Source organism: Lujinxingia vulgaris (genome assembly GCF_007997015.1).
Lineage (GTDB): Bacteria > Myxococcota_A > Bradymonadia > Bradymonadales > Bradymonadaceae > Lujinxingia > Lujinxingia vulgaris.
The window spans coordinates 250,990-275,743 of record NZ_VOSM01000007.1 but is presented as its reverse complement, the minus strand read 5'-3'; the positions used below and the strand labels follow the sequence as shown (position 1 = coordinate 275,743).

Below are 24,754 nucleotides of genomic sequence, written 5' to 3'. Positions count from 1 at the left end.
AAGCCCCCCGGGCTTAACTTTACTTAATCTGAGGTCTCCTCATCGGGTGCCTCCACCCCGTACTTCTCCAGCTTGTAGTAGAGCGCGCTGGACTTGATCCCGAGCAGCCTTGCGGTCTCGGCTTTGACCCCCTGGGCCTTCTCCAGCGCCGCCACAATCAGTGAGCGCTCCAACGCTTCGAGCACCTCCGGGAGGCTTGATGCCTCCACCGCGCTCAAATCCATGCCCTCGACCACCTGCGCTCCACCACCCAGCGCCGGCGGAAGATCCTCCACCCCGATCGACTCGCCGCGCGCAAAGACCATCGCGTGTTCGATCACGTTCTCCAGCTCCCGCACGTTGCCCGGCCAGTCGTAACGCGTCAGCAACGCCATGGCCTCCTCCCCGATGCTGCGCGCCGAGGAGCGGGTGCGCTGCGCCAACTTCTCCACAAAATGCCGCGCCAGCGCGGGCACATCTTCGCGCCGATCCCGCAAGGGCGGCAGCTCCACCGGGATAATATGCAGCCGATAGAAGAGATCTTCGCGAAAACGGCCCTTCGCCACCTCTTCTCGCAAGTCGCGGTGCGTCGCTGTAACCACCCGCACATCGGCCTTCAACGTCTCCTCGCCACCCACCCGCTCAAACTCCCGCTCCTGCAGCACCCTCAACAGCTTGAGCTGGGTGGCGGGCTGAATATCGCCAATCTCATCGAGAAAAATCGTCCCCCCTTCGGCGAGTTCAAATCGTCCGAGGCGACGTTTATGCGCGCCGGTGAACGCGCCCTTCTCATGACCGAAAAGCTCGCTCTCCAGAAGCCCCTCGGCCAACGCCGAGCAGTTCACCTTCACAAAAGGCCCGTCCGCGCGCGAGCTGGCCTTATGAATCGCCCGCGCCACAAGCTCCTTGCCCGTGCCCGACTCCCCGTGGATGTAAACGGTGCTCTCACTGCCCGCCACCCGCCGCACCCGCTCCAGGATGGTGGCCATCGCCTGGGAATCACCCACGATCGCCTCATCGAAGCTGCCGGCGGCATCTTCGCGCAGGATGGCGTTCTCCTCGACCAGACGCTCCGCCCGGGCCCGCTCCGCGCCCACCTCCAGCGCGCGGCTGACCTTGGCGCGCAAAAGCTCCGGCGGAAAGGGCTTGGGCAAAAAGTCGAACGCCCCGGCCTGCATCGCCTCCACCGCCGTCTCAATGCTGCCGAAGGCCGTGATCATAATCACCATCGCCTCCGGGCGCGTCTCGCGGATGCTGGCGAGCACCTGCATTCCGTCGACGTCGTCCATCTTCAGATCGGTGATCACGAGATCGGGGCGCGCCTCTTTAAACCTCTCCAGCCCCTGGCGCCCCCCTTCGGCGGCCAGTGCGGTGTGCCCCATGCGCGTAAGCACCTGCGCGATGCCCTCGCGCAACGTCTCATTGTCTTCAACGACCAACACCTTCGCCATACGTATGCTCCCGGACGCCCTGCGGCGTCGACCACCTGCTTAACTTATCCCAACCACCCCTCGGGCACGGCCTGCGCTTTCGGCACCTCGGGCAGCGACCCGTCAAAAGGCCAGCTCAACACCACACAGGTGCCCTGCCCCGGCTCGCTCGCGATGTGCAGGCTGCCGCCATGCTCCTCCAGGATCTGGCGGGTGAGCGCCAGTCCCAGACCGCTGCCCTTCTCACGCGTTGTGAAGAAGGGCGTGCTCAGTTCTGCCAACTTCTCCGGCGCGATTCCAGCCCCCCGATCCATCACCTCCACGCGGCACACTCCCCCCTCGTCACCCACCACAACCCGCACGCACTCCCCGGGGGGGCTGGCCTGATACGCGTTACGCACCACGTTGAGAATCGCCCGACGCAACCTGCTCACGTCCCCGGTCCAGACCACCTCCTGCGCCCCCTCGACCTTGAGCACGCACCCCACCTCGGCCATCTCCCCGCGCAAAAGATCTTCGATCGCAGCGAGCACCCCGGCCGCCTCAAAACGCTCGGGCACAAGCTCGGTAGGGCGCGCGTAGGCCAGAAAATCGGTGACCACCCGCTCCAGATAGTTGAGCTCCCGTGCGATCTTCTCGACCATCACCACCTGTTCATCCTCACCGGCATCGCGCAGCTCTTCGTGCAGTAGCCCGCAGAACAACTTCATGCCTCCCAGCGGATTTCGCACCTCGTGGGCGATGCCGGCGAGCATCATCTGCATGCGCGCGTCGCGGGCGACGACCGACTGACGCATCTCCTCAAACGCCCCCATCAAAAACGCGATCTCCTCCGGCCCCGCCGCCGGCTGATCTGCGCTGACCAGGGGGCGACTCAACTCGCCCTGCGCCACGCGCTCCACCCCGCTGACAAGCCGGCGCACCGGACGAAGCAGCGCCGCCGCAAAGAGCACCGCCACCACGCCCACCACCGCCACACCCACCCCGCCCAGCGCCACCAGCGCGCCGCCGAAGTCTCCCAGAAGTTCGAAATGGGTGGCGCTGGCGATGACCACAATCATTGCCACCGGCTCATCATCGAGCCACACCGGCACAAAGGCTTTTTTGTGACGCTGACCGTCGTCGGTGCGAAACATCGGACTGGTGCGCGCCTCGCCATCCTCAAAACTGCGCGCGATCTCCATCCGATCAGCCTCCAGCGAGAAGACAGGCTGCCCAAAACTAACCGCCACATCCGTGTCGACCAGGCTCTTAAGCTCCGAATCGACGATCATCACCCGGCGCGCGTCGGTGGCCTGACGCGTCGCCTCCAGCCGCTCGCTCAGGCGCGCGCGCACCCGCTCCATCGAGGCGTCCATGCGGCCGAGCTGCGCCGCATCAATGCCCTCACTGAGCTCCGCGCTCAGCGCGCCGCCGATCGCGATGAGCCGCCGGCCCACCTCCTCCTCCAGACCTCGCTGAGCGCTGGCCCAGGCCAGCCCGATCATCGCCACAATGATCAACGTCGTGGGCACCACAAACGCCGCGATCATCTGGGCGCGCAACGAAGCTCGAACTCTCACGGGTTTTACTCGCGATGGGGGGCCGGGTCCGAAGACCGCCTGATTGACACCTTTCTTGCGCCAACGCTATCCTCGCCACGCCCCGAAGATCAAACGCCAGCACGACCTGAGGACCCATGAGTGACGCGGAGAACAAGCCTTCGGCTGGCGAGCAGCCACCCGAGGACAAAGGTATCTCCGCCGAGGGCGCCTCATCGGCTCCCTCACCGGAGGACGCTCCCTCATCGAGCCCGGTGGTGCCCGCCCCCCGAAAGACCATCCAGGGCCTGGGTGCCTTGCGCACCGCATCCGGCGCCGGACTTTCGCTCTCGGAGCGCCTGAAAAAACTCAGCGCGCCGGGCGCCTCAGCCGACGTCAGTGCCGAAAAAGATCCTGCATCGATCGATCAAGGCAGTCTTGAAGCCCGCGCCGACGCCATCGCCGAGGACGACGCCCCGACGACCATCGAGATGCTTCCCGAAGATCTCGATGAGGGCGACGATGGCAACGCGCTCAACGCGGGCGGAATCGCCACAGATGCCAACGCGGAAGCGCGCGCCTCGGCCCCCCGCGCCACCATGCTCAGCCACGCCATCGGGCCCATCGGCATCTCTCCGGCGGATGCCTCCGACAGCGCCGACATCCAGACCTCCGCCCCGAACCTCGACGAGGTCTCAAAGCCCGCAGCCACGCACGCCTCTTCGCTGGCCGAGCCCACCCCCCCGGAAGCTCCCGACGATCTCACCGTGGAGGAAGCCTTCGTAGGGGAAGCCACCGAGATCGCCCCCGGCCTCAGCGACGCTCCCCCCGACGACGACCTCCTCGCGGAGCGCACCGAGATCGCCCCCGGGCTGATGGATGCGGCCCCCGAGGACCTGCTCGCGGAGCGCACCGAGATCGCCCCCGGGCTTGGCGAGCATACCCGAGACGATCTTCAGCCCGAGCGCACCGAGATCGCCCGCAGTGTCTTCGACACCGCCAGTGAGGCTCCGCCCCCCGTCGACCGCAGCAGCGTCTCGATGGAGCTTGTTGCCGCAGCCGACTCCGGCGCCTTTGAGGCGACCCAGATATCGTCTGTCGAAGAGCTCGCCCGCGGCGATCGCTCGCGGGCCGGTACCGATGTCGCCGCGAAGTCGCCGGCGCCCGCCTCCGATGACTTCGCCGCCCAGGCCACCGAGGTCTTCTCCAGCCCCTTTGAGGCCGACCCGGTCTGCCCGCGCATCTCCACGCTGAGCGGCCCCACCGTCGGTCAGGAGTTTCTGGTCAACCGCATCCGCAGCACCGTCGGCCGCGGCACCGACAACTCGATTGTGGTCCCGGACCTCTCGATGAGCCGCAAGCACTTCGAGATCATTCAGCAGCACGATGACAGCTTAATGGTGCGCGATCTGATGTCGATCAACGGCACCGCCCTCAACGGCGCGAAGATCCGCGAGGCCGACCTCTTTCACGGCGACCGCATTGAGGCCGGGCAGACCACCTTTCAGTTTGTGATCCCCGGCGATCGCCCCACCGAGAGTCGTCAGCGGCGCCTGATCCCGGCGGCCTCCACCCAGACGGCCACCGCGCTCAAGCAGGGCCAGCTGGGCGCGGTGCCCTCCCCGGCTTCGCCGCGCCGCCTCGATCGCATCTTGATGGGCGTGACCATCGGCGCCGCCCTGCTCTGCCTTCCGCTCATCGGGCTTATCGTGCACCTGGCGCTCTCGCCAGACGAGGCGAAAGGCGCGCCCGCGACTGCCACCGCCGTCCACGACAGCGACGCCCGCGCCCTCTATCTCGAAGGCGTCGAAGCCATCAAGAGCCGCGAGTGGGAGCGCGCCGAAGATCTTTTCAAACAGGCCGCCGCCGCAGATTCGGAGTTCGGAGAAGTTGACGCACAGCTTGCGCGCATCGCCACCGAACGTCGCGCTCGCGCCACCGTCGAGCGAGCCCGCGCCCGGGTCGATGCCATCGACAAGGCGCTGCTCTCTGAGCTCGGCGCCATCTCCCGCGAGAGCGTCTACCACAGCGAAGCGCAGTCTCTGATTCGCCTGGCTCGCCAGGGCGAGGTCCACGGGATCTTTGAGCGCGCCCAGCGCGCGTTTGAGGCCGAGGATTGGGCGGCCAGCCGCGAGGTCATCGACGATCTTCTCAGCATCTCCCCGCAACATGAAGGTGGACAGCGACTCCTCGCCGACCTCGAAGCGGTAGAGGCCCGCCAGCTTGAGGAACGTCAGGCCGAGGAAGCACGTCAGCGCGAGGTCGCCAGCAGCACCCGGCGCCCCTCGGCCCGCCCCTCCACCGAGCGCGAAAAGCCCGAACTCGACAACCCCTTTGCCGATCTTGGGTCCGCTGGCGCGCCTTCGTCATCCTCCGGATCGCGAGCATCATCGGGATCTTCCGGGGGTTCTATCAACTTCACCGAAGGCTTCAACCTCTACCGCGACGAGAACTTCGACGGGGCCATCGCCCACTTCGAGTCGATTCAACAGGCCTCAGGCGGGGCGATTGGCGAGCGCGCCGGGCGAACCGCCGCCGACGTGCGCACCTTCCGCCAGAGCTTGCAACAGGGCCAGCAGGCGCTGGACTCGGGCGACTTCGATCGCGCACTCACTCTGATTCAACGCGCCCGCAAAGCCGACGAGTCCATCGCCGGCGGGCGAGGCTACTTCGAGCAGAAGACCTCCACGGCCATGGCCCACGCGCTGGCCGGCCAGGGCCTGGCGGCCCTGGCCTCCGACAGCTACGCCCGCGCCTACTCGCTCTTAACCCGCGCCCAGGCCCTCTCGCGCAGCGAGCCCACCACCCGCCGCCTCGCCCTGGCCCTGGAAGATGAGGCCAACAGCCTCTACATCCTGGCGGCCGGTCAGCGCGCCTCCGACCCCGCGGCGGCGGCCGAGCTCTGCCGCACCATCCTCACGATGGTGCCCCCCTCCAGCGACAACCACCGCCGCGCCCGGTTGATGCTCGACGAACTTCCCTGAACACCTCGCCCGGCAGCTCCCCCGATTCTCACCCTCCGCACACGCAAAAAAGCCCCGGCGAGTCGCCTCACCGGGGCTTTTTTGCGTATCGATGTTTCGAGCTTTGCCCGATTCAGCGAAGGGGCGGCGACTGCCGCTGCTCAAGCACCTTCGCGACCTTGACCTTGAGCTCCTCAAAGTCAAAAGGCTTGTCGATGTAGTCGTCCGCACCAAAAAGCGGGCTGGTCAGCTCGTTGTTGGTCGGACCGATGCCGGTGAGCATGATGATCGCGGTGTGCTCGTAAATATCGTGCTGACGCACATATTTGCACACCTCCCAACCGGTGAGCTCGGGCATCATCACGTCGAGCACCACCAGGTTGGGGCGATGCTCAATGATCTTCTCCAGCGCATCCGCGCCGTCGACGCTCTCCAGAAGATCGCAGTCGCGACGGGTGAAGTGCGCCTTGAGCATGCCACGCAGTTCACTGTCGTCATCGGCCAGGAGAATCAGCGGGCGCTCGCGGGTGGTCGGCGCGCCGAAAGGGAGGTCCTCGTCGGCGATCGCGTCGATCGAATCAGCAGCGCTCTTCTCGTTGGGGTCCATGCATATACCTCGGAATCGTGATCTCGATGGGGCTATCAGGGGGCAGGGGCAATCCTACACACATCGCCCCGCGCTGCCACCGAAAACACCGGCCCTCGATCACTCGCCGCTGGCCTCATCGGCCTGCGTCTGCGTCGATGCCTCAAAGGCCTCCACGCGCTCACGGGCACGCGGCGTCTCGTCGAGAAACTCGTCAAAGAGCACCCGGGCCAGCTCCCGCTTGTCGATCCCCTCGGGGGCCACCTTCATATCGAGCTGGCAAAGCGAGATGTCAAAGCTGGAGCTCTTGACCGTCTCTTTGTCCAGGCCGAACTCCCGCATCGCCTTCTCCAGCTCGTGGGTCTGCATGTTGAAGCGACCGGCCACCTCACGCAGAGACTGCTGACGGAAGTTGTTATTCTCGGTGATCCCGCAGTGGTAAGCGCAGAAGACCTCAAAGGGGGTCAGCTCCACCGGACCGCGGCGCGACTCCTGAGCGGCCGAAAGATCGACCACCGGCTCGCGTCCGCCCAACTTGCTCTCGGGGGTCTTGAGCTTGCGCACCGGCGTCTTGCGTCGCTGGCGCCGCTTGCCAGAGCTGCGGTTGCGGCTCTTGCGCCGCGAGCTTCCGCGGGAGCGCCGTGAGCTCTGGCGACGGTTCTTGCTCTTACCCCGGCCGCGGCTCTTCTTCTTGCCGCCGGAGGGCTTGGAGCCACCCTCAGACTCACCCGACTCGCTCTTGGCGTTGTTCTGGGCGTTCTGATTGGTGCCTTTGCTGCTGCGCGAGCGCCGACGGCGACGACGACGGCGGCGCTTGCTGCTGCCACCACCTTCGGGGTTGTTGTCCTGGGCGCTCTGGTTGGCCTCTTCGCTCATCCTCTCCTCGGTGCTGAGCCTGAAAGGTCACTTACGATCGGCTGCTGGGGACCTCAACGCTGCCTGTGGCAGCGCGTCCCGGACGCATCGATCTGGCGGTATGTCGCTCGTTTAAAACCTGCTCGCCGGCGGGCTGGCCCGCGCCGCGCTGATACAAGCGGCGTGGCCGACCTCCCCGGATCTCTTATGTGCCGCGGACCCTCGGGGGGCCGGCACTCGCGTCGACGCCCTACACAGATGCCGGACGATCGGAGCGCGCTCTCCTTATCGACCATGGAGGCGTTCGCTCCCTGGTCATCAATCTACTCACCGATGCCGACTCACCACGCCATTCCGGCCAAAAACGCCCGCAATGATGGGCGCGACCCCATGCTGCGGAGCGCGCTCGCCGGTCATGCTCGATGCCCTGTTGGTTTCGGGGGAAAGCGGCGCACGTGCCTCGGGCGCGCCGGCTCTCCTCGACACTCTAGCGCATCTGAATTAGGCTGACAACTCTCGGCAAAGTTCGTACCACCGCTGATGCCACCCTCCAGACCCACGCCCTGAACCCGATCGCGTCACGGGCTCCCCACTGCGCCTTTCGAGGCCCCTTCGTTCAGTCAGTCCGCCATGCGCCAGCCCGATCGCTCGACACGTTTGCCGCCTGCGCCGCACCCGATGGTGTGGAGGGCGCTGCTGGCGTTGAGCATCATCGTGAGCACCGGGTGCAACCTGGCCATCGACCTGGAAGACTACCCCTACAGGGCGCTGGGGCCCGACACCGACCTCCCCGTCGATGCCAGCGCCGACGCTTCGGCTGAAGACACCGACGTCGACGACACTCCCGATGCTCCCGCCGGACAACCCGCGCTGGCCTTCTCCGAGCTGATGATCCGCGTGGAACCTCCCCCCGGCGAATCCCAGGAGCTTGGCGAGTACGTCGAGATCGTGAATGTGGGCGACGCTCCCATCGACCCGCGCGGCGTCGTCATCGAGATCCTCGAGACCAACGAGCGTATCGAGATCGACCGCCTGCTCGACTCCCCCAAGGAGCGCGCGGTGGTCGAGGCCCTGGAGCCCATCGGCCCTGGCGAGCATTTTCTCTTTTACCGCCGCGCCAGCGATCATTACGTCCTCGACCAGGTCCTCGACCCGACCGCCTCTTACGAATACGGCCGATGGGGCCGCCCGGTGGGCCTGTCCAACTTCTCGCGCTCGATGCGTCTGATCCAGCTTGAGGGCGAGTTCGGCTTTGTGATCCACGACGAGGTCGCCTGGCGCGAAGGCGCGCTGGTGGACCCCAATGGCGAGACAGGCACCGGCCGCGAGCTGCGCGAGAACGTCGCCTTCGGCCTTCGGCCCGGCCAGCAATCCGGGCGCGAGCCCACCGCCTGGTGCTACCACCGCGAGCTCCTCTCCGAAGGCCCGCTCTTTGGCTCACCCGGCCAGCCCACCCCGGCCAGCTGCCGCTGAGGCGGGGCCCCCTCCCCGACCTTAGCTCTTAAGCTGCGCGCGGATGCGCTCGACCACCTCAGAGTACGAGGTGTTCTGCACGACCTGCGTCATCAGGTCGGTGTACTTCTCCACGAGGTCGGTGCGCCCCTCCCCGCGGTAATGCTCCAGGATTTCGTGGAGGCGCACATAGGTGCGCTCGCTGTTCACAAAATACTCGGCGGCCTTGACCGTCGCCTCAATACCCGCGCGGCTGACCGAGGGCTGGCGCGCCTGAAACACGAACTCTCGCCCCTCACTGTTGACGATGCCCACGGTCGCCTCAGCCCACGCTTTGGTGGACTCCCGGGCATCTTTGCTGTTGAGCAACCCCTGAATGGCGAACTGCGAGAAGGCGATCGAGCTCAACGAGGGATAGTCATTGGCGAGGTGCTGACGCAGCCCGTTAAAGAGCGCATCGATCGTGCCCACGCCCTGGCCCTCGACCTCCACCGGGTTCTCCTCGCGCTGGGCGAGCTGAAAGCGCATCAGGCACTCCCCGCGGCTTAAATCTTCTTCCAGGCTGTAGGCTTTGACCGCCAGGGTGAGGTAATCCTCCTGGAGGATCTCGCGCATCAGACTGACCATCTTCTCTTGATCGAACGCCATCGTTGCTCCTTTTCGCCGGGTAGGACGTTTTATCTTCGGGAGGTCATACGTTAAGGTAGCGGTGCCGCTTAAGACAGGATGCGACGCCTCAATCTGCGAGAAAAGCGTCCATCGTTGCCGCACACCCTCCGGCCTTTTAACGGGCCGCCTGCCGGGAGTCTTCCTGATGGTCGCACCTTACTCCACTTCGCCTCATCGCGAGCCGGTGGTCCGCGAGTCCTCCACCTACCTCACAGACGCGGAGGCGGCCTCCTTATGCACGATCTTCTTTGAGGGCCTGGAGAGCGGCATGAGCTACGCGCGCATCATCGACATGATGGAGCGCCAGGGCTACGACGGCAAAATGGTCGGCCGAATGCGCCACTCCCTGATGGAACGTGGCGACATGCTCGGGGAGGCCTTTGCCCGCTACGGCCTGCTCGACTCCACCGCACGAAAGCTCATCCTGGTGGCCGAGGAACAGGGTAAGCTCCCGCGCACCTTTCGCCACCTGGCCAAACATTACGGTAAACGCGCCAGGCGCCGAAAGAAGCTCGTCTTCTCCTTTGCCGAGCCGGTGCTGCTGGTGGTGCTGGGCGTCTTCATCGCCATGACCCTCTTTACCGCCGATCTCGGCGAGATCACCATGCGCCATGATACCTGGACGGTGATCGGGGAGCTGATGATGGGCGGGTTTTTGCAGGGCGCGATCTTTTTGCTGATCGTGGGATTTTCGGCCTACGTCTACCTCAACCTTCCGGTGGATTTGAGCATGCGAAGCTTCGGCTACCGGCTCTGGCTGGCCGTGCCGATTTTAAACCGCGCCAGCCTCTTCAACACCTACTCGGTGTTCTGCCGCTACACCGAGCAGTCCATCTCCAGTGGCCTCACCGTCCACAAGGCGCTGGAGCTGGCCGCGGAGGCATCTAACAACTCCGATATCGAGCGCAAGATCCCGATCGCCCAGGACGTCATCGAGCAGGGGGGAAGCCTGGCCAAGGGCTTTTATATGATGAAGGTCTTGCCCGACGACATCCTGGAGAACGTGGACGTCGGCGAGGAGACGGGCCGGCTGGAGGAGCGCCTGGCGTCGCTGGCGGAGCGTTATGAGGAGCGGGCCGATGAGGCCTTTGAGGCCTTGATGGCGACCTTTGTGTACGGCGCGCGCATGATGATCGCCGCGGCGATCATCGGGGCGCTGCTGCTGACGCTGACCACCCAGTTCAAAGATACCTTCATGGTCTGAGGTTTTCAGGTCAGGCCTGGCGAGCCGAGGTTAGAACACGAAAAAACGCGCAGCCGGAGCTCCGGCTGCGCGTTTTTTATTCGGAACACGTCAACGACGTACTCACCACCTCACTCTTTGCATCCTTCGGAGCGCAGCGGGATCTGGCGGATCGCGCGCACCGCGCGCACATCACCGGTGAGCGCCTGGGCGTGCGCCACAAGCTCATGGAGCTGCCCCGGGTCGAGCGGACGGTCGATGGCCGCAACCTCGTAGGCAAAACCGTAGTCGGGGAAGTCGCGGTGCGAGGAGCGCAGGTTGTTAAGCCCCGCCTCAAAGATCGCGTCGTCGACGGCCTTCTTGGTGCCACGCTGATCGCTGTGAATCACCGTGAGGATCGTGCACGCCCCGTCGGTCTCCACCCCGATGGTCTGGCCGGGGCTGAAGACGCAGTCGCGCACAAGCCCCTGCTCCAGAAAGAGCTGGGTGGTGTTGGCCACATGCTGGGCGATGCGCGGCTGAGCCTCCTCGGTCGCCGCCCCGATATGCGGGGTGGTGACCACGCTGGCAAACTCCGCGTAGGGGTTCGACCAGGGGTCATCGCTGCTGCCCGGCTCCTCGGGGAACACATCGACCGCCGCGCGGCGCACATGCCCCTCTTCGACCGCGCGCTTGAGATCCTCGGGGTTGTACAAAAAGCCGCGCGCCGCGTTGATGAAGATGCGCGGGCTCGAAGGCTCGCGGTCCGCCCCGAAGTTGGCCAGGTGCTCGTAGCTGATCATGTCGCGGTTGCTGCGCCCGCGATGATCTTCGGCGCCCACATGCACCGTGACCACATCGGCGACGCGGAAGGCCTCCGAGATCGTCGCACAGCTCGTCCACCCCAGCGCCATGCCCACCTCCCGGGCCAGCTCGCGGGTGTCGTAAAAGAAGATCCGCATGCCGAAGGCCTCGGCCACCTGGGCGACCTGCTTGCCGATGTTGCCAAGCCCGATGATCGCAAGGTTCTTACCCTTGAGCTCGTAGCGCTCCTTGCTGTTTTTGGTCCACAGGTGGCTGCGCCCGTCACGGTCCGCATCAAAGATGCGCCGCGCCAGACAGATCATCTCGCCAAGCACCATCTCGACCACCGAGCGCCCGTTGCTCACCGGATCGTTCATCACCAGCACGCCCTCGCGCGCGCAGGCCTCCCGGTCGACCGAGTCGTCGCCGATGCAGCAGAGCATCACCGCGGCCAGGTGTTTTGAGGCTTTGAGCACGCGCTCGTTGACCTCAAAGCGGCTTCGCTTAAAGAGCAGGTCGTGCTGCCCCTCCTCCAGGATGCGCACCACCTCGTCCTCATTGAGCGTGACGGACTCATCGAGGCGTTCCACCTCGATGCCCATCGCCGTCAGGTAACGATCCAGCGAGGGGTGGGGGTTTTCCAGAATCAGCGCTTTTTTGAAGTGGTCGCGCAACATACGCACATCGTGCTGCTCAGACATCTTGGACCTTCTCGGGATATGAACATCACCGGGGCGCCACGAAACACGCCCCCTGCACAGGTCAGGGGGCGCACCGGCGCACCGCTCAGGGTGCCAGGGGTTAAATCGCTCGCCAGGTCATGACGAGCCGATGCCCCATTAAAAGACAACATTCTCTACGTATTCCCCAAAGACTTCGCGCAGGGTATCGGCGACCTCACCGAGGGTCACCTTATGCACGACCGCCTCGACGATATGGGGCATCAGGTTGTCGCCGCTGCGCGCAGCTTTCGCCAGCGCGGCGCGACAACGCTCGACCTCCGAGGCCGCCCGCGACGCTTTGAGTTCGCGCAACCTTGCGACCTGCGCCCGCTCCACCTCCGGATCGATCTGGTGGATGGCCACCGCGGCCTCTTCTTCGGCCTTGTAGCGGTTGACGCCCACGATGACCTGCTCCCCACGCTCCTGAGCGAGCTGGGCCTGGTAGGCGGCCTCCTGAATCTCACTCTGGGGAAAGCCCGCCTCAATGGCCTGCACCGCCCCGCCGATCGCGTCGTAGCGCTCGATGTAGTCTCGCGCGCCCTCCTCAATCGCATCGGTCAGAGACTCCACCGCGTAACTTCCGGCCAGCGGATCGACAATGTCGGCCACGCCCGTCTCATGCGCGATGACCTGCTGGGTGCGCAGCGCCATCAGCGCCGACGCCTCGGTGGGAAGCCCCAGGGCCTCATCCCAGGAGTTGGTGTGCAAGGACTGCGTGCCGCCCATCACCGACGCCAGGGCCTGCATCGCCACGCGCACGATGTTGACCTGAGGTTGCTGTGCGGTCAGCGTCGAGCCGGCCGTCTGGCTGTGGAAGCGAAGTCGCATCGAGCTCTCTTTCTTCGCTCCGAAACGCTCCTTCATGATGCGCGCCCACAGGCGACGCGCAGCGCGGAACTTCGCGACTTCTTCAATGAAGTTGTTATGCACGTTGAAGAAGAAGGAGAGGCGCCCGGCGAACTCATCGACATCAAGCCCGGCGGCCTGGGCGGCCTCCACGTACGCGATGCCGTTGGCGAGCGTAAATCCGACCTCCTGCACCGCCGTGCTGCCCGCCTCGCGGATGTGGTAGCCGGAGATGCTCACCGTGTTCCATTTGGGCACCTCGGCCTGACAGAAGCCGAAGATGTCAGTGATGATGCGCATGCTCGGCCGCGGCGGGTAGATGTAGGTGCCGCGGGCGATGTACTCCTTGAGCACATCATTCTGGATCGTGCCGCGCAGCTTGCCGCGGTCAATGCCGCGCTTGTCGGCCACCGCCACATAGAGCGCGAGCAGGGTCGAGGCGGTGGCGTTGATCGTCATCGAGGTGGAAATCTTATCGAGGGGCAGCTGGTCGAGCAGCACCTCCATATCGGCGATGGAGTCGATCGCCACGCCCACCTTCCCGACCTCACCGCGCGCCCGGGGGCTGTCGGAGTCGTAGCCCATCTGCGTGGGCAGATCGAAGGCCACGGAGAGGCCCGTGGTCCCCTGGGAGAGCAGGTAGCGGTAGCGCTCGTTGGACTGCGCCGCGTCGCCAAAGCCGGCGTACTGACGCATCGTCCAGAGCCGGCCGCGGTACATCGTCGGCTGCACCCCGCGGGTGAAGGGGTAACTTCCCGGAAAACCCAGGTCGTTGAAGAAGTCCTGGCCGCGCTGGTGCTCCGGCCCGTAGACGGCCTCAACCTCCTCGCCATCGCTGCGCACAAAGCGCTCGCGGCGCTCGCCAAAGCGCTCCAGCAGAGGGTTTAAGACCTCTTTGCGCCAGCGGGTATCGGCCTCTTGCAGCGCCTCCCAGAACTCTTTTTCGCGTGACTCCTCGCTCATGCTCGCTCCCGCGGCGCGCTCAAAACGCGCGCCCCTTAACTCTCATTGCACATCATCAATGCGCACCAGCACGTCGCCGATCTCGACGGCCTGCCCGGCGCTCACAGCGACCTCGGTGACCACACCGGGGCGGTGGGCTTTCAGATCGTTCTCCATCTTCATCGCCTCAACGATGACCACCGTCTCGCCAGGTGCAACCTCCTGACCCACCTCAACGGAAATAGCGACGACCTTGCCGGCCATCGGGCTCTTGAGCTCGGGGCTGTCGGAGCCGCGCGCGCCCACGCCGGCGGCTTTCATGCGCTTCTGACGCTCGTTGAGCACCTCCACGGCATGGGTCTCCCCATCGATCTGCACCTCGTAGACCGTATCGTCGCGAAGCACATCGGCCTCAATGACCCGATCCCCGGTCAGAAGGCTCAGCCCGGCGGCGTCAGCCTCAAAGGCGCTGACTTCAAAAGACTCACCCTCTGGCGAGGTGACGCGGTAGATGTCCGCCTGGAGGGTCTCGACCTGCCAGGCGCGCTCATCGTCGCCCTGGCCCACAAAATACTGAACTCGCTCGCTCATGCTCTCATCCTCAATCGTTCGCTAAGATGTCGTGGCGGGGTGTGGCGCCTTAAGGGGTTCAGCGCCCCAGCGCGCGCATCCGACCGAGCTCCTTCCAGCGGCTGCCGGGCCCGCTTTTGGCGGCGCCTGCGCCACCCTGCACGCCGGCGCCCTGGCTCAAGGCCTCGTCGCGGCGATGCGCACTGAGCACGGCCACAAGCTCCGCGTCGAGCACATAGCGCGGCTCCGGTTTGGAGCGCTCTTTGAGCCAGCGCGGCACAAAGTCAGTGGTGTACTCCCCGCTCACAAAGTCGGGGTGGTCGAGCACTTCGCGGTGAAACGCGATGTTGGTGGCGATGCCGCCGACCACATACTCGGAGAGCGCCCGGCGCATGCGCTCGATGGCGTGCTGGCGATCTTCGCCCCAGGTGATGAGCTTGGCGATCATCGGGTCGTAATGCACCGTGACCTCCCCGCCCTCATACACCCCGCCGTCTTCGCGCACACCCGGGCCAGACGGCGTCTTGAGCACGTGCAGCGGACCCGGCGAAGGCATGAAGTTGTTTTCGGGATCTTCGGCGTAGATGCGGCACTCCACCGCCGCGCCCCGGCGAGTGACCTGGCTCTGGTCGAAGTCGAGCGGGTGGCCCGCGGCGATATGCACCTGCCAGCGCACCAGGTCCAGCCCGGTGATCATCTCGGTGATGGGGTGCTCGACCTGCAGACGGGTGTTCATCTCCAGGAAGTAGAAGTCGCCGTTGGCGTCGAGCAGAAACTCCACGGTGCCCGCGCCGATATAATCGACGGCGCGCGCCGCATCACAGGCCACCTGGCCCATGCGCTGGCGCGTCTCTTCTTTGAGCACCGGACAGGGCGTCTCTTCGATGATCTTCTGGTGGCGACGCTGCACCGAGCAGTCGCGCTCAAAAAGGTGCACGACGTTGCCGTGACCGTCGGCCAAGACCTGAATCTCAACGTGGCGCGGGTTGAGCACGTACTTCTCAACGTACACATCACCATTTCCAAAGGCGCTCAACGCTTCGCGCCTCGCCCCTTCAAAAGACTGCACAAACTCGGCCGGATCATCGACCCGGCGCATGCCCTTGCCGCCGCCACCGGCCGACGCCTTGACCAGCACCGGAAAGCCCATCTTCTCGGCAATCGCCAGCGCTTCGGCCGCATCTTCGACGGCGTCTTTGGTGCCCGGCACAAGCGGCACCCCGGCCTTCTCCATCAGCTGGCGGGCCCGGGTCTTCTCGCCCATCGCCTCAATGGCGTAGGGTTTGGGGCCGATGAAGGCGATACCGGCTGCCTCACAGGCGCGCGCGAAGTCGGCGTTTTCACTCAAGAAACCGTAGCCGGGGTGAATGGCCTCAGCGCCGCTCTGTCTGGCGACGTCCAGGATCACCTCGGCGCGCAGGTAACTCTCGGCGCTGGGAGCCGGTCCCACACAATAGGCCTCATCGGCCATGCGCACGTGCAGCGCCTTGCGGTCGGCCTCGGAGTATACGGCCACGGTCGCGATCCCCATCTCGCGCAGGCTGCGCATCACTCGAACCGCGATCTCGCCACGGTTGGCGATCAACACCTTCTTAAACATCGCTCCTCCTGGGACTCAAACCAACTGCTTTGAACCGAGCTTATAGGCGCGGCGACGTTATCAAAGCGATCATGCGTGGTCTAGCGGCCTGAAGCGCTGCGCTTCGGGCAAAAAAAAGAGGCCCGCTTCGCGGACCTCTTCCTGTCAAAATCTCTTATAATTTCAAGACCTTATCACTCATCACCCTCATCCAGATCGCCTGCGGCGACCGGACCGTTGGGGGCCAGCGCTTCGTGGAGGTCACGCTCCATCATGGCCAGCTTGAGGCGAGTCTCTTCGTCGGCGCCCAGGGCGAATTTGAGCTCGTGGGTGTCTTCTTCACCGAGCCCGTGCAACATGCGCAACACCTTCTCCTCCTGTGGCGAGAGCACATCGAGCCGGGTGTCGCTCTTGGAGCGCGAGGTCTCGGTGGTCGTGACGACCGAACCGCTCTGCTGTTTTTTTGTAGGGTTACTCAACTCTCATTCCTCCACCGAATCATCATAAGCCAGGTTTAGCTCGGCGCAGACCGAGTAACCCATGCATCTCACGTCGACAAACAACAACGGCCTACGGCGTCCCTGCAGCTATGTTATAAGGGGCGGGCCGATCCCGGGCAAATTTTTCCCGGAATTTCTCAGCGCGCCAACTGCTGGAGCTTGAAGATTGGCGCGATCCGGGCATGGTGATGCCCGAAGAATGGACGAACCTCTTACCCCTGAGGCACCTATGACCACGCTCATCGATGAGCTTTTGACCCGCTACGCCGAGCACCTCGACACCCGCGCGATCGTGCTCCGGAAAGACGCCATCGCCGAGGGCGTGCGCCAGATGCAGGCGCATCTTCCCGAGGGCACCTGGCTTGTGGCCTTTGATGAAAACACCTGGGAGGTCGCCGGCAAGGCCCTGGCCGCCGAGCTCGATCGGGTGGGGCAAGCCTGGGAGCGCTTTGAGGTGATGCCGCCCCAGGGCGAAGAGGTACCGCGCTGCGATGATGCGTCGATTGCCGCCTACCAGGCCGCCCTTGGCGAGCAGGATGCGGTGGCCGGTGTGGCCGTGGGTGCCGGCACGATCAACGACATCGTCAAGCAGGCCTGCTTTAACGTCGACCTCTACATGGCCTGCGTGGCGACCTCCCCGAGCATGAACGGCTACACCTCGGGCATCGCCGCGGTGCTCTCCGAGGGTGTGAAGACCACCATCCCCTGCCGCGCCCCGCGCGTGGTGGTGGCGGACCTCGATGTGCTGGCCGAGTCGCCCTACCGCATGATCTGCAGCGGGCTGGGCGACTTGATGTCCAAGCCGGTCTCCAACGCCGACTGGCAGCTCTCGGCCTGGCTCAACGGCACCTTCCACTCCGCAGAAGCGATGGTGATCATTGAGGCCGGCGCGAAACTTCTCGACGGCGTCGCGCCGAAGTTGCCCTCGCGCGACCGCCAGGCCGTGGGTGATCTGACCGCCAGCCTGATGCTCAGCGGCCTGGCGATGAGCGTGGCCGGCTCCTCAAGCCCGGCCTCCGGTGGCGAGCACCTGATCAGCCACTTTATCGACATGACCTCGATCGCCTTTGACGAGCCGCACGACTTTCACGGCTGCCAGGTGGGCGTGGGCACGCTGACCACCGCCTACCTCTACGAGCAGCTGATGGCGATGGACCCCGACACCATCGATGTGGAAGCCCGCGTGGCCGCGCTCAAGCCCTGGGACGACTACGCCGCGCTGCTCAACGAGCGCTTCGGCCCGCTTTATGAGGCCGTCGTCAAACACGCCGAAAAGGCCTACCCCACCGCCGACGAGCTCCGCGCTCGCCTCACAAAATTGAAGTCGGAGTGGTCGGTGCTGCGCCAGAAGGTGGGCTCGACGCTGCGCACCTGCAACTCGCTCGAAGAGGAGCTGGTCGAGGCCAAATGCCCGGTGCGTTTTGCCGAGCTGGATGTGGCGCGCGAGCGCGCCTGGCGCTCGGTGGCGCACTCCAAAGACATACGCAACCGCTACACGATTCTGCACCTGGCCTGGGAGCTGGGCACACTCGATGCCTGGACCGACAAGGCCATCGACCGCCTCTACGACTCGCAGATTTTCTAATCACGCTCGACGTCGTTGTGATTAAAAAAAGCCCCGGGCGCGCAAGCGCCCGGGGCTTTTTGTGAACAAAATCAAAGACTTAACATCGCAACTCAGAACATAAATGAGAGCACCGCGCTCAAGATGCAACACCCCAGGAGCACCACGGCGACCGCGCCCACAAAGAGCATCAGGCGCTTTTTGTTTTCGGGATCTTCGGTCAGGCGCGCCAGGTTCTCGGGAAGCTGCGCGGCCAGTCCCTGGGCCGGCGTGGGGGTGAGGGCCGGGGCATCGGTGGGAGTCGAGGGCGCGTCGTCAACGACGACCTGAGCCCCGCCCGGAGCGCGATCTTCGGAGGCATCGGACGCGGGTTCAGACGCAGGCTTGACGTCGGCGTCGGGCGTCGCGCTCGGGCCGGTCTTCGAGAGATCGACGGGCGACATCTCCAGCTCGGTGGCCGCCAGCGGATCGGGAAGATCGCGGGCGTCCCACTCCCCGGGCTCATCCGAAGGTGCGCCGGTGGGGAGCGCCTCCATCGGTCCGGTGGGCTGGGTGGGGAGCGGGCCTTGATCGTCGGCGCGCTCCTGAGGTCCATCGGTTGCCGGTGTGGGGCGCGTGAGCGAGGGCATGGCCTGGGTGGGGCCCGTCGCAAAGTCGCTCTCGTCGTGCGCGTCGTCGGGCTCAGCTTCGTCCTGCGCCACCGGGGGCTCCGTCGGCGCGCTCGCGCTATCCGGTTTGGGAAGGCGAATCGGCTCCATCACCTCGGTCGGCGCCATCTCGGGAGCCGGTCCGGCACCGCTCGGCGAGTCGGGCTGCCCCTCTTCAGGCGCCGGCTCCTCACGATCGGCGGGACGCGCCTCGGCGATGCGCTTTTGCAGCTCCTGGGGATCGATCGCGGCCATGCCCAGCATGGTCTTCTTCTGATCGAGCTGCAGTTTATGGCCGCAATGCCCGCAGTGGCGTGCGTTATCGTCAACCTCTTTGCCGCAGTTCGGGCAGATGTTCATAAAGAGCTCCAGCGGGGCGCGCGACGGCGCCCGGGGTGATTCAACAGCTCGGACTTAAAACAACACGGGGACGACAACCTCAAAGGCAGTCGTCCCCGCGAGCATCCGCAGCGGCCGGGGCCTTGTCAACCCGCAGCCCGGTCGGCTCTCAGCAGGAGTAGCCGCCTTCGATCATGATGGTGTTGTTGTCCTCATTGCACTCGTTGCGAGCGCCGGTGCCGTTCACATCATCGACCACCGCGATGATGTCGTAGCTCCCGGAGGGAAGGCTCAGGCCGATACGCACGCGCTCGGACTGACCGGGCTCCAGGCCCTGGGTGGTATAACCGGTGTCCAGGTACTCGCGGTTGCCGTTACGCACCACGTAGAAGCTCACCGCCATATCCGGACCGACGTTGACCGCGCCGGAGTTGGTCACCCACACGCTCACCATCATGCCACAACCATCGGCGCTGACCTCGGGGGCCTCGGCCAGAAGATCGGGCGCCGCCTGCGGATCGATGGTGGTCAGGCTGTTGAGCCTGAAGGTGTTGTGGTCGCGGTAGCTGGGCGTGGGCTCGGCGGGGATAGAGCCGTCTTCGTTGACGTTGTTGATGCTGTAGGCGTGCTGGTTCCAGATGCGGCGGGTGGCCACCCAGTTGTCGTTGGCGTCGGCGAAGACGCGCAGACCGGCGGTGCCCGGGGTGCAGGCGATCTGGTCGCCGCACTCAAAGTCGTTGGTCGCCACCACGATGTTGGCCGTTCCGTCGTTGTCGACGTCGACGATCACCGGGTTCTCCAGGGCGGTGAACGAGGGGTTCTCCGCTTCAAAAAGCACCTGGCCGGTGGGGCCGTCAAAGACGCGCAGGTAGAGCTCATCGTTGTAGACAACTTCGGCACGACCATCGCCGTTGAAGTCAAAGACGCTGGAGCCGGTCACGTTGCTGGACTGGTCCTGAGTGGTGCGCTCCCAGAGCATCGCGTCGCCGTAGCTCGGCGTGTTGTTGGCGCCGGGAAGACCGTAGTCGACACGCAGCGTGACGTATTTGGTGCTGCCGGCGATGCCGATCTCGTTGCGCCCGTCGCCGGTGAAGTCCGCGATCGTCGGCGCGCCCAGGCGGCCGGCGCCCACGGTGACCGGACCCCAGACAAGCGTGCCGGTGCGGCCATCGTGAATGCGCACGGTGCCGTCGCTGACCACCACAACCTCGGGGAAGCCGCTGCCGTTGAAGTCGGCCACAGCCGGGAAGCCGTCTGCCAGCGGGCTCTCCCACAACTTCTGACCGTCCTGGGTGAAGACCGCGTTGCCGGTGATGATCTCCTGGGTGCGGGTGCCCGTGGGAGAGTCATTGAGAAGATCGAGGTCGGCGACCACGCTCAGCGGGCCCAGGTCGCGGTTGGTGCCCAGGGTGTCCGTCGCGCTCAGACCAGGGGCCTCGCGGCCGTCCCACATCAGGCGACCCTGGTTATCATAGACCACCGAGCCGACCACAATCTCGGGCTCACCGTCGCCATCGATGTCCGCGATGGAGGGGCCGCCCCACCAGTTGTTAAGCGTCGGCGACACGTCATCGGAGATCCACAGGATCTCGCCCTCATTGTTGAGGGCCGCAAAGCCCAGGTGCCCGAAAGTCTGGTAGTCGAAGAGCGCGGCGATGATCTCGGACTTGCCATCATTGTTGATATCGCCCACGGCCACGCTGGCAGCCGGCTGAAAGCCGACGCTCACGCGGTAGTCGGCCACGGCCTTGCCGCGGAAGGCCTCGATCTCACGGTAGCCCACGCTCCAGAGGTGACTGCCGTCATCGCCGCTGACCGCGCGCAACACGCCGGTGACAAGCGTATCCCAGCTGCTGACCTCGTTGGTCAAGAAGGTCGTGAAGATGACCTCGGGGATGTCCTGCTCGTTGATGATGCCGTCGTCGTTGTCGTCGGTGAGGTTGGCCACCGCCGGCGTCATCATGACCTGATTGATGGCGTGGCCGGCAAATGCATCGGCGCTGCCGTGGCCATCGTAGGTGACGTAAGGGATCGAACCCTCCACGCGGAAGGACCAGGTCTCATCAGGCACGAAGGTATCGCCACGCTCACCATAGACGCACTGCGGGTTTACCGGCCGATCGTCGCGACGGTCCACACCGGGGTCGACCGGGTCGATGGGATCGGTGCCGGTGTCCGGATCGGGGTCGTTGCCCGTATCGGTGTCAGGGTCGTTGCCCGTATCGGTGTCATCGCCGCCGTCGGGATCGTTGGGGTCGATCGGATCCTCGTCGGTGTCTTCCTCGATGTTGCCGTTGGGATCTTCGGCGCAGAAGCCCGCGCTGCACACCAGGCCCGGTCCGCAGTCCTCATCGATCTGGCAGGGGCTGCCCTGGCCGATACCGCCGGTTACGGGGTCTTCGCCACAAGCCGCAGCGCCCAGCGCCAGCGCACCCATCGCGCCGCCGATCATCCACCTGGTGAATCGCTCTTTCATCGCATCCCTCAAGCTATCGTTGGCCGGCTCCCGCCCGGGAGCCCGCACATATGACCTTATGAAACGAATTCGCCGACTTATTAGTGAATCGACGGCCTCAATTCAAGTGCTATCACACACTGTCGCACACCTGCGCGCGCTTCCCAAGATCCAAAAAAAGCCGCCCCCGACGCTGACGCGTCGGGGGCGGCTTTTTGACCTCAGCGCCGAGTCACCATCACCTGGCGCGTCGTCGCATCAACCTCACTGCCCCTTGAAGAGGCGGCGCAGCACCATGTGAAGGATGCCGCCGTTGCGGTAGTAGTCGACCTCCACCGGGGTATCGATGCGCACCTTGGCGTTGAAGCTGGTGGTCGCACCGGTCTCGGGATGGGTCGCCTTCACCGGCACCGTGGACAGCGGCTTGAGATCATCGCTGAGCTCAATGTCGAAGCTCTCCTCGCCAGTCAGACCCAGCGACTCGTGGCTCTGGCCCTCTTCGAACTGCAGGGGCAGCACGCCCATGCCGATGAGGTTGGAGCGGTGGATACGCTCGTAGCTCTCGGCGATGACCGCGCGCACGCCCAGCAGGAAGGTGCCCTTGGCGGCCCAGTCGCGGCTCGAGCCCATGCCGTAGTCGTTGCCGGCGAGCACCACGAGCGGAATACCGTGCTTCTGGTACTTCACCGCGGCGTCGTAGATGAAGCAGACTTCGCCCTTCTTCGGATCGACGTCGCTCTCGTAGTTCAGCCCTTCAAAGGGACCGGTCGGCGTCTCGTCGGGACCGTAATAGGTGGTGTAGCCACCCTCGGTGCCCGGCGCGATCTGGTTGCGGATGCGGATGTTGCCAAAGGTTCCGCGCGTCATCACCTGGTCGTTGCCGCGGCGAGAGCCGAAGCTGTTGAACATGCCGCGCTCGATGCCGCGGGCCAGCAGGTAGCGACCCGCCGGGCTGTCCACAGCGATGGCACCGGCCGGGCTGATGTGGTCGGTCGTGATCGACTGCCCCAGCTTGGCCAACACGCGCGCGCCCTTGATCGAGGTGATCGCCGGAGCGTCTTCGGGCATGTCCACAAAGAAGGGCGGCTCCTGGATGTAGGTCGAATCTTCCGACCAGGAGTAGACCTTGCCGGTCGGCGCTTCCAGCGACTTCCAGGCTTCGGGGCCTTCGAAGACGTTGGCGTACTGCTTGGTGAACTGCTCCTTGCTCACCGCCTGGGCGATCGCCTCATCGACTTCCTGGTTCGAGGGCCAGATGTCCTTGAGGTAGATATCCTTGCCATCGCGATCCTGGGCGATCGGCTCTTTGTAGATATCGATGTTGACGTTACCGGCCAGCGCGTACGCCACAACGAGCGGCGGCGAGGCCAGGTAGTTGGCGCGAGTGTGCGGGCTGATGCGGCCCTCGAAGTTGCGGTTACCGCTGAGCACCGAGGCGGCCACAAGGTCGCCCTTGACGATGGAGTCGCGGATGGGGTCGGGCAGCGGACCGGAGTTACCGATGCAGGTCGTGCAGCCGTAGCCAACCGTGTAGAAGCCCACCGCTTCGAGGTGCTCCTGAAGACCGGCCTTCTCGTAGTAGTCGGTGACCACGCGGGAGCCCGGCGCCAGCGAGGTCTTGACCCAGGGCTTGGCCTTGATGCCCAGCTCGTTGGCCTTCTTGGCCAGCAGGCCAGCGGCCATCATGACTTTGGGGTTGGAGGTGTTGGTGCAGCTGGTGATCGCCGCGATCACCACCGCGCCCTCTTCCAGATCGAAGGTCACGTCCTGGAAGGTGGTCTCCACCGCCGGCGTCTTGCCCGGCTCCTTACCAAAGGTGTTCTTGAGCGCCAGGTTGAACTCGCCCTTCATATCGCTGAGAAGGATGCGGTCCTGCGGGCGCTTCGGGCCGGCCAGCGAGGGCTGAACTTCCCCGAGATCCAGGCTGACGTCCTGGGAGTAGACGACGCCGGCGTCGTCGTTGCGCCACAGGCCGTTGAACTGGGTGTAGGCTTTGACGCGCTCGATCGTCTCGGCGTCGCGACCGGTGAGTTCCATGTACTCAAGCGTCTTCTCGTCGACCGGGAAGAAGCCCATCGTCGCGCCGTACTCCGGCGCCATGTTGGCGATGGTCGCACGGTCCGAGAGGCTGAGCTCGTCGAGGCCCGGGCCGTAGAACTCCACGAACTTCCCGACGACGCCCTGCTTACGCAGGATCTCGGTGACCGTGAGCACCAGGTCGGTGGCAGTGGCGCCTTCGGCCAGGCTGCCGGTGAGCTTAAAGCCCACAACTTCCGGAATCAGCATGTAGATGGGCTGGCCGAGCATGCAGGCCTCGGCCTCAATGCCGCCCACGCCCCAGCCCATCACGCCCAGACCGTTGATCATGGTGGTGTGCGAGTCGGTGCCCACCAGCGAGTCGGGGTAGGCCACCTTCTCGCCATCCTGCTCCTGGGTGAGCACGCCGTCGGCCAGGTACTCCAGGTTGACCTGGTGCACGATGCCCGTCTCCGGCGGCACGACCGAGAAGTTATCGAACGCCTGCTGGCCCCACTTGAGGAACTCGTAGCGCTCCTGGTTACGGGCAAACTCGCGCTCGGCGTTGATGGAGATGGCACGCGCGCTGCCGAAGGCGTCGACCTGCACGGAGTGGTCGATCACCAGATCGACGCGCGCCAGGGGGTTGACCTGGCTGACGTCGCCGCCCATGCGCTCCATCGCGCTGCGCAGCGCCGCGAGGTCGACCACCGCCGGAACGCCGGTGAAGTCCTGCAGCACCACGCGGCCCGGGTTAAAGGGGATCTCCTGCTCGCCAACATTTTTGGCGTCGTAGCCGGCCAGCGCCTTGACGTGCTCCTCGGTGACCACGTGGTCGTCGAAGTTGCGCAGGCAGCTCTCCAGCAAAATCTTGATGGAGTAGGGCAGCTTGTCGACGTGCCCGATCCCTTTGTCTTTGAGCGCGTCGAGGCGGTAGGCGGTGTAGGTGCCCGCGCTGGTCTCAAAGGTGCTTTTTGCGCCGAAACGATCCGAATTCGTCATGGGAAATCCTCTGCGGTTAGCGTTGCGATTTCTGCTCGTCTACCAGTCATTTACGTCAGGCAGGATGCTAAGAACGGCGTGCAGATAAGTAAAATTGATTCACTCTATACTTTCGATTAATTCTGCTTATGACACCCGAGGCGCCCTTGAAT

General features: G+C 64.9%; 17 protein-coding genes. 4 read left to right on the top strand and 13 right to left on the bottom strand.

The window, feature by feature from the left end; translation table 11 throughout:
- Positions 1-23 precede the first annotated feature (23 nt).
- Together FRC98_RS15040 and FRC98_RS15035 are read right to left on the bottom strand one after the other, a co-directional pair.
- The gene (locus tag FRC98_RS15040) at positions 24-1,430 is read right to left on the bottom strand and encodes a sigma-54-dependent transcriptional regulator (protein WP_146982260.1); all 1,407 of its coding nucleotides are present in this window, start codon (positions 1,428-1,430) and stop codon (positions 24-26) included.
- A 44-nt stretch (positions 1,431-1,474) separates the two neighbouring features.
- Positions 1,475-2,971, bottom strand: a complete 1,497-nt coding sequence (locus FRC98_RS15035) for a sensor histidine kinase (protein ID WP_146982259.1) — start codon at positions 2,969-2,971, stop codon at positions 1,475-1,477.
- A gap of 116 nt (positions 2,972-3,087) precedes the next feature.
- Between FRC98_RS15035 and FRC98_RS15030 the strand changes: the two genes are divergently transcribed.
- The gene (locus tag FRC98_RS15030) at positions 3,088-5,913 is read left to right on the top strand and encodes an FHA domain-containing protein (RefSeq protein WP_146982258.1); all 2,826 of its coding nucleotides are present in this window, start codon (positions 3,088-3,090) and stop codon (positions 5,911-5,913) included.
- A 112-nt stretch (positions 5,914-6,025) separates the two neighbouring features.
- On the opposite strand, the gene FRC98_RS15025 is transcribed toward FRC98_RS15030, so the two are convergent.
- Complete coding sequence (locus FRC98_RS15025) at positions 6,026-6,499, bottom strand: response regulator (protein WP_146982257.1); 474 nt, start codon at positions 6,497-6,499, stop codon at positions 6,026-6,028.
- Between the two features lie 99 nt (positions 6,500-6,598).
- Entirely contained in the window at positions 6,599-7,354 is a 756-nt protein-coding gene (locus tag FRC98_RS15020) for a hypothetical protein (protein WP_146982256.1), read from the bottom strand.
- A 609-nt stretch (positions 7,355-7,963) separates the two neighbouring features.
- Between FRC98_RS15020 and FRC98_RS15015 the strand changes: the two genes are divergently transcribed.
- Positions 7,964-8,806 (top strand): hypothetical protein, encoded by an 843-nt coding sequence (locus tag FRC98_RS15015; protein WP_146982255.1) that lies wholly within the window; start codon positions 7,964-7,966, stop codon positions 8,804-8,806.
- A 21-nt stretch (positions 8,807-8,827) separates the two neighbouring features.
- On the opposite strand, the gene FRC98_RS15010 is transcribed toward FRC98_RS15015, so the two are convergent.
- Entirely contained in the window at positions 8,828-9,433 is a 606-nt protein-coding gene (locus FRC98_RS15010; RefSeq protein ID WP_146982254.1) for an alpha-isopropylmalate synthase regulatory domain-containing protein, read from the bottom strand.
- A 166-nt stretch (positions 9,434-9,599) separates the two neighbouring features.
- Here FRC98_RS15010 and FRC98_RS15005 point away from each other — a divergent pair, with 166 nt between their 5' ends.
- Positions 9,600-10,658: a type II secretion system F family protein gene (locus tag FRC98_RS15005; RefSeq protein ID WP_146982253.1), complete on the top strand. Its 1,059-nt coding sequence runs from the start codon at positions 9,600-9,602 to the stop codon at positions 10,656-10,658.
- 110 nt (positions 10,659-10,768) lie between these two features.
- On the opposite strand, the gene FRC98_RS15000 is transcribed toward FRC98_RS15005, so the two are convergent.
- From FRC98_RS15000 to FRC98_RS14980, 5 genes are all read right to left on the bottom strand, one after another.
- Entirely contained in the window at positions 10,769-12,121 is a 1,353-nt protein-coding gene (locus FRC98_RS15000; RefSeq protein WP_146982252.1) for an NAD(P)-dependent oxidoreductase, read from the bottom strand.
- A 138-nt stretch (positions 12,122-12,259) separates the two neighbouring features.
- A complete protein-coding gene (locus tag FRC98_RS14995) occupies positions 12,260-13,951 on the bottom strand; it encodes an acyl-CoA mutase large subunit family protein (RefSeq protein WP_146982251.1) in 1,692 nt (563 codons plus the stop codon).
- A gap of 42 nt (positions 13,952-13,993) precedes the next feature.
- Complete coding sequence (locus FRC98_RS14990) at positions 13,994-14,521, bottom strand: acyl-CoA carboxylase biotin carboxyl carrier protein subunit (protein ID WP_146982250.1); 528 nt, start codon at positions 14,519-14,521, stop codon at positions 13,994-13,996.
- A 58-nt stretch (positions 14,522-14,579) separates the two neighbouring features.
- On the bottom strand, positions 14,580-16,100 hold the full coding sequence (gene accC / locus FRC98_RS14985) for an acetyl-CoA carboxylase biotin carboxylase subunit (RefSeq protein WP_146982249.1): 1,521 nt from the start codon (positions 16,098-16,100) through the stop codon (positions 14,580-14,582).
- Between the two features lie 173 nt (positions 16,101-16,273).
- Positions 16,274-16,558, bottom strand: coding sequence for a hypothetical protein (locus FRC98_RS14980; protein ID WP_146982248.1), 285 nt, complete (start codon positions 16,556-16,558; stop codon positions 16,274-16,276).
- Positions 16,559-16,808: 250 nt separating this feature from the next.
- Here FRC98_RS14980 and FRC98_RS14975 point away from each other — a divergent pair, with 250 nt between their 5' ends.
- Positions 16,809-18,164, top strand: coding sequence for an iron-containing alcohol dehydrogenase (locus FRC98_RS14975; protein ID WP_230467649.1), 1,356 nt, complete (start codon positions 16,809-16,811; stop codon positions 18,162-18,164).
- Positions 18,165-18,256: 92 nt separating this feature from the next.
- On the opposite strand, the gene FRC98_RS14970 is transcribed toward FRC98_RS14975, so the two are convergent.
- The 3 genes from FRC98_RS14970 to acnA form a co-directional block, all read right to left on the bottom strand.
- Positions 18,257-19,150 (bottom strand): zinc ribbon domain-containing protein, encoded by an 894-nt coding sequence (locus FRC98_RS14970; protein ID WP_146982246.1) that lies wholly within the window; start codon positions 19,148-19,150, stop codon positions 18,257-18,259.
- A gap of 148 nt (positions 19,151-19,298) precedes the next feature.
- On the bottom strand, positions 19,299-21,605 hold the full coding sequence (locus FRC98_RS14965; protein ID WP_146982245.1) for an FG-GAP-like repeat-containing protein: 2,307 nt from the start codon (positions 21,603-21,605) through the stop codon (positions 19,299-19,301).
- A gap of 243 nt (positions 21,606-21,848) precedes the next feature.
- A complete protein-coding gene (acnA, locus tag FRC98_RS14960) occupies positions 21,849-24,602 on the bottom strand; it encodes an aconitate hydratase AcnA (protein WP_146982244.1) in 2,754 nt (917 codons plus the stop codon).
- Between the last annotated feature and the right edge of the window lie 152 nt (positions 24,603-24,754).

Excerpts from the sequence above, each read along its gene's own strand:
- FRC98_RS15040 (WP_146982260.1), bottom strand. The coding sequence starts at position 1,430 with ATGGCGAAGGTGTTGGTCGTTGAAGACAATGAGACGTTGCGCGAGGGC.
- FRC98_RS15030 (WP_146982258.1), top strand. The coding sequence starts at position 3,088 with ATGAGTGACGCGGAGAACAAGCCTTCGGCTGGCGAGCAGCCACCCGAG.
- FRC98_RS15025 (WP_146982257.1), bottom strand. The coding sequence starts at position 6,499 with ATGGACCCCAACGAGAAGAGCGCTGCTGATTCGATCGACGCGATCGCC.
- FRC98_RS15020 (WP_146982256.1), bottom strand. The coding sequence starts at position 7,354 with ATGAGCGAAGAGGCCAACCAGAGCGCCCAGGACAACAACCCCGAAGGT.
- FRC98_RS15015 (WP_146982255.1), top strand. The coding sequence starts at position 7,964 with ATGCGCCAGCCCGATCGCTCGACACGTTTGCCGCCTGCGCCGCACCCG.
- FRC98_RS15010 (WP_146982254.1), bottom strand. The coding sequence starts at position 9,433 with ATGGCGTTCGATCAAGAGAAGATGGTCAGTCTGATGCGCGAGATCCTC.
- FRC98_RS15005 (WP_146982253.1), top strand. The coding sequence starts at position 9,600 with ATGGTCGCACCTTACTCCACTTCGCCTCATCGCGAGCCGGTGGTCCGC.
- FRC98_RS15000 (WP_146982252.1), bottom strand. The coding sequence starts at position 12,121 with ATGTCTGAGCAGCACGATGTGCGTATGTTGCGCGACCACTTCAAAAAA.
- FRC98_RS14995 (WP_146982251.1), bottom strand. The coding sequence starts at position 13,951 with ATGAGCGAGGAGTCACGCGAAAAAGAGTTCTGGGAGGCGCTGCAAGAG.
- FRC98_RS14990 (WP_146982250.1), bottom strand. The coding sequence starts at position 14,521 with ATGAGCGAGCGAGTTCAGTATTTTGTGGGCCAGGGCGACGATGAGCGC.
- accC (WP_146982249.1), bottom strand. The coding sequence starts at position 16,100 with ATGTTTAAGAAGGTGTTGATCGCCAACCGTGGCGAGATCGCGGTTCGA.
- FRC98_RS14975 (WP_230467649.1), top strand. The coding sequence starts at position 16,809 with ATGACCACGCTCATCGATGAGCTTTTGACCCGCTACGCCGAGCACCTC.
- FRC98_RS14970 (WP_146982246.1), bottom strand. The coding sequence starts at position 19,150 with ATGAACATCTGCCCGAACTGCGGCAAAGAGGTTGACGATAACGCACGC.
- FRC98_RS14965 (WP_146982245.1), bottom strand. The coding sequence starts at position 21,605 with ATGAAAGAGCGATTCACCAGGTGGATGATCGGCGGCGCGATGGGTGCG.
- acnA (WP_146982244.1), bottom strand. The coding sequence starts at position 24,602 with ATGACGAATTCGGATCGTTTCGGCGCAAAAAGCACCTTTGAGACCAGC.